This window comes from Rhodoferax sp., assembly GCF_010365055.1.
In the GTDB taxonomy this organism is placed as follows: Bacteria; Pseudomonadota; Gammaproteobacteria; order Burkholderiales; family Burkholderiaceae_C; genus Rhodoferax.
On record NZ_JAAFHA010000175.1, the window covers coordinates 1 to 3802 of the forward strand.

At 56.7% G+C, this 3802-nt stretch carries 6 protein-coding genes; all 6 read right to left on the reverse strand.

Going from position 1 to position 3802, the window contains the following annotated elements:
• Positions 1 to 291 (reverse strand): histidine phosphatase family protein (locus GZ093_RS20530; RefSeq protein WP_296489568.1); only part of this gene is annotated, 291 nt, incomplete at its 3' end.
• A gap of 106 nt (positions 292 to 397) precedes the next feature.
• Complete coding sequence (gene ttcA, locus GZ093_RS20535) at positions 398 to 1393, reverse strand: tRNA 2-thiocytidine(32) synthetase TtcA (protein ID WP_296489569.1); 996 nt, start codon at positions 1391 to 1393, stop codon at positions 398 to 400.
• Between the two features lie 14 nt (positions 1394 to 1407).
• Positions 1408 to 1788 (reverse strand): dihydroneopterin aldolase, encoded by a 381-nt coding sequence (locus GZ093_RS20540; protein WP_296489571.1) that lies wholly within the window; start codon positions 1786 to 1788, stop codon positions 1408 to 1410.
• Positions 1785 to 2186 (reverse strand): dihydroneopterin aldolase, encoded by a 402-nt coding sequence (locus GZ093_RS20545; RefSeq protein ID WP_296489573.1) that lies wholly within the window; start codon positions 2184 to 2186, stop codon positions 1785 to 1787. The genes GZ093_RS20540 and GZ093_RS20545 overlap by 4 nt, the downstream gene beginning before the upstream one ends.
• Positions 2183 to 2968: an SDR family oxidoreductase gene (locus GZ093_RS20550; RefSeq protein WP_296489575.1), complete on the reverse strand. Its 786-nt coding sequence runs from the start codon at positions 2966 to 2968 to the stop codon at positions 2183 to 2185. The genes GZ093_RS20545 and GZ093_RS20550 overlap by 4 nt, the downstream gene beginning before the upstream one ends.
• Positions 2961 to 3802 (reverse strand): hypothetical protein (locus tag GZ093_RS20555; RefSeq protein ID WP_296489577.1); only part of this gene is annotated, 842 nt, incomplete at its 5' end. The genes GZ093_RS20550 and GZ093_RS20555, both read right to left, overlap by 8 nt.

Consider the following 3802-nt stretch of genomic DNA (forward strand, 5'->3'; position numbering starts at 1 on the left):
CTCGGCAAAGGTCTTGCCCTCAAACACGCCAAAGCCGCGTTCGCACAGACCGGTGTGGGTCTGCAGCGTGCGACCGGTGGCATTGGAAATTGCGTGTGCGGTATCGACTGCGCGGCGCAAATGGCTGGTGTAAATGGCACTGATGGGCTCATGGGCCAGCGACTTGGCCAGGCGCTGCACTTGCCAATGGCCCTTGGCGTTGAGTTCGATGTCGAGTTGCCCCTGGATGCGGGTGTCGACATTCCAGGCGGTTTCACCGTGGCGGACGGCGATGATGCGGGTAGCGTGCATGGTGTTGGGATGGATTGAAACGAATTGATCTGAAGCATTAAATGCTATAAATATAGAAGCTGCTTACGCTTATTTCATAAGGGCTAGCAGCAGATTTTCTATAAATTTAGCAAACAGAACCGAGCACCCGGACACCCGCGAGCTTGGCAACAGGGAAGCTCTCCTCGTCAAACACCCGGTCGCCCTCTGTATCGGGCACGCCGGTTATTTTGATGCCCTTGAAGTCATAGCGCGTGGCGTCCATCAGGTGCGAGGGCACCACGTTTTGCAGCGCGGTGAACATGGTTTCGGTGCGCCCGGGGTACTGCTTTTCCCAGTCACGCAGCATTTGACCAATGAGCTGGCGCTGCAAATTCTCCTGGCTGCCGCACAAGGAACAGGGAATGATGGGGAACTGGCGATGCGCGGCCCAGCGCGTCAGGTCTTTCTCGGCCACGTTGGCCAGCGGGCGTATCACGATGTGGCCACCGTCATCACTCACCAGTTTGGGCGGCATGCCTTTGAGCTTGCCGCCAAAGAACATGTTCAGGAAGAAGGTCTGCAGCATGTCGTCGCGATGATGGCCGAGCGCAATCTTGGTGATCTTGAGCTCGTCGGCGACCCGGTACAAGATGCCCCGGCGCAGGCGGCTGCACAGGCTGCACATGGTCTTGCCTTCGGCAATGACCTTCTTGACGATGCTGTAGGTGTCTTGCGTCTCGATGTGAAACTCGATGCCAAGCGCGGCCAGGTACTCGGGCAGGATGTGCGCCGGAAAGCCGGGCTGTTTCTGGTCCAGGTTGACGGCCACGATCTCAAAGTCAATCGGGGCGCGCTTTTGCATCTTGAGCAAGATGTCAAGCAGGCCGTAGCTGTCTTTGCCGCCCGAGACGCAGACCATGACGCGGTCGCCCGCTTCAATCATGTTGAAGTCCATGATGGCCTGGCCGACCTGGCGGCACAGGCGCTTTTCCAGCTTGTGGATTTCGTGCGATGCGCGCTGCGTCGCCTCGCGCCCGAGGCTGGGCTCAGGCGCTGTCGGTGCGCTGTCTGGCGCGGCATCAGGCGTGGTGGGAGCCCAATCGTCGGCTGGGGTTTCGTTGTCTGTCCAGAGGGCATTCATCATCTTGTTCCTGTTCAATTCTCTGACCACTGGCCGGTTTCCACGCGGATCGCGACTTCGCAGTCGTCAAATATCTCCAGCTTGGCAATTCTCACGCGCACGCCCAGCACGCCGGGCAGTTGCATCAGGCGGTTCGCCAGCTTGCCAATCAGGGTCTCCAACAGGTTGACGTGCTCGGCGGTGCATTCTTCAATGATGATTCTGCGCACCTTGCGGTAGTCCAGCACGCGGGTGATGGCGTCATCATGGGGCAGCAACGGCTGCGCGCCCAGGCTCAGCTCGGCATCGACCTGAATCGGCTGCGGTGCGGCTTTTTCAGCTTCCAGAATGCCCAGGTTGGCATCAAAGCGCAAGCCGGTGAGGGTGAGGGTCTGCTGGCCTTGACTGGACTTCATAGCGACATATCCTTGATGCAAAAGACTTCCACCCCGACGCCCTTGCAGTCCGGATAAACATCGGGCTTGCAGCTTGACAGCCGCACCGCCTGTACATGGGGATGAGCGAGCAGTCTGCTGGCCAGTTCGTCACACAATGTCTCCTGTAACTCAACATGCCCGAGTCTGACTCGACTAGCGATAACCTTCCGCACGAAGTCGTAGTCGACCACTTCCGCCAGCTGGTCCGATTTTGGTGTGGAATGGTGGTAAGGCACAAACAGTTCCACGTTGAAAATGACACGTTGGGCTTGTGCTTTCTCGAAGTCATGGGCACCAATCAGCACCGGCACCACATGGTCGTGTAGAAAAATTCGCCGGCACGTCAGCGCCAGATGAGTCAAGGGATCAAGCGTCATTGAGCGGCTTTCAGGAGGTCTTCCACCACAAACATCACGTCGCGTGGTAAGGGCACCAGGTGCTGGCCATTGTCTACGGCCAAGGTGACACCGGTGATGCAAGGATTTTCGGCCAAAAATAAACAGCTGGCCGCTACCTGCAGCGGCTCAGTGGCCTGGCGCATCAGGTTGACCTGACAGGCCCGGTCAAAGTTAGCCTGCGATTGAGGTCCGCTCAGGTAGATCAGACCCGGCGCTACACCGCACACTCTGAGGCGCGGCGACAGGGCCTGCGCCTGGAGCGCGACCGAGCGCTCCAGAGCGAGTTTGGAGACGGTGTAGGAAAAATAATCAGGATTGAGGTTAAAGACCTTTTGGTCCAGCACATGAATGATGCTTCGCGCACCTGCTGGCGAGTGCGCCGGCAGACTTTGGGCCATCAGGCTGGAGAGTGACAAGGGTGCCAGTAGATTCACGTCCAGTTGCGTTCGCGCTGCGTTGATGTTGAGCTTGTCCGCGCTGTCCGGATCGAAGCTTGAGGCATTGTTGACCAGGCAATGCAAGGGACCCGCCTGGGATACGATTTCGTCCATCATGCGCTGTCTCTGCGCTTCGTCGCTCAGGTCGGCCTGGACCGACCGGGCTTGCCAGCCCTGCTGGCAAAGTTCATCGCACAGCGCTTTTGCGACCTCTGCGGACTGCTGGTAATGACACCAGACAGCCCAACCCGCTTGTGCAAATTGACGGCAAATCAGCGCGCCCAACCGGTGAGCGCCACCCGTGACCAATACGGACTTAGCCATGAGGTGCCTCGACACTCAGCAGTGCGCGAATGAAAAAGGCGAAATCTTGCGCGAAGTAAAGCCTTTGCCCAGGTTCGAGCAAAAAATCATCCCCCAGTGTTTTGATGAAGACCAAGCCGATAAAGCCCTCCCGCTCGCCATATAGCGGTATCTGGTTCTGGATGTAGCCCTCTTTGCTCGCGCCGAAGAAGCAGGACTGGTAGCCTTCCATTCGTTTTGACAGCGTGAGGCTGGTTTGATCCAATGTGGCCGGAACCCAGACCACAAAATTCACCTTTTTGACATTGAGCTCGAGCTTGAACTCCAGTGTCACACTATGGCCGCCCTTGTCATCGCGACAAAATTTATCGTTGACGGAAAAGACATAGTCAGCAATACATCCGCGGATTTTTGTTTTGATGTCGGCATGGGTGTAACGCGAGTCATCGGCACTGGCCGACAAGTTCTCCAGAATTGCCGCAGGAATTTCCCTGCTTAGAACAAGTTGAGTCAGCGCCTTTAGTTTGATAGCGCCACCGTCACCAAAGACCAGCGCCACAACGATCAGGCCGACAGGCAAGCCCACCGTCAACATCGCAACCGAGGAGGAAATCGATTCGTGCTCGCCATAACGCAATCCCCAGAACAAAAGCCCCAACGCACTGACCAAAATCAGCAACATAATTGAGGCCAGCGCGAATCTGGCCCAAACAGGTAACGCCAGCATTTTTAACCAGCGAATCAACTCATTCGATGTTTTGATTGATTCTTCGCTCATAAGTTGATCTATGTCTTTTTTGCCCGCCGAAAATATTTCGGCCAGTTTGACCCAAATTATCGTGGAAGCCATTGCCG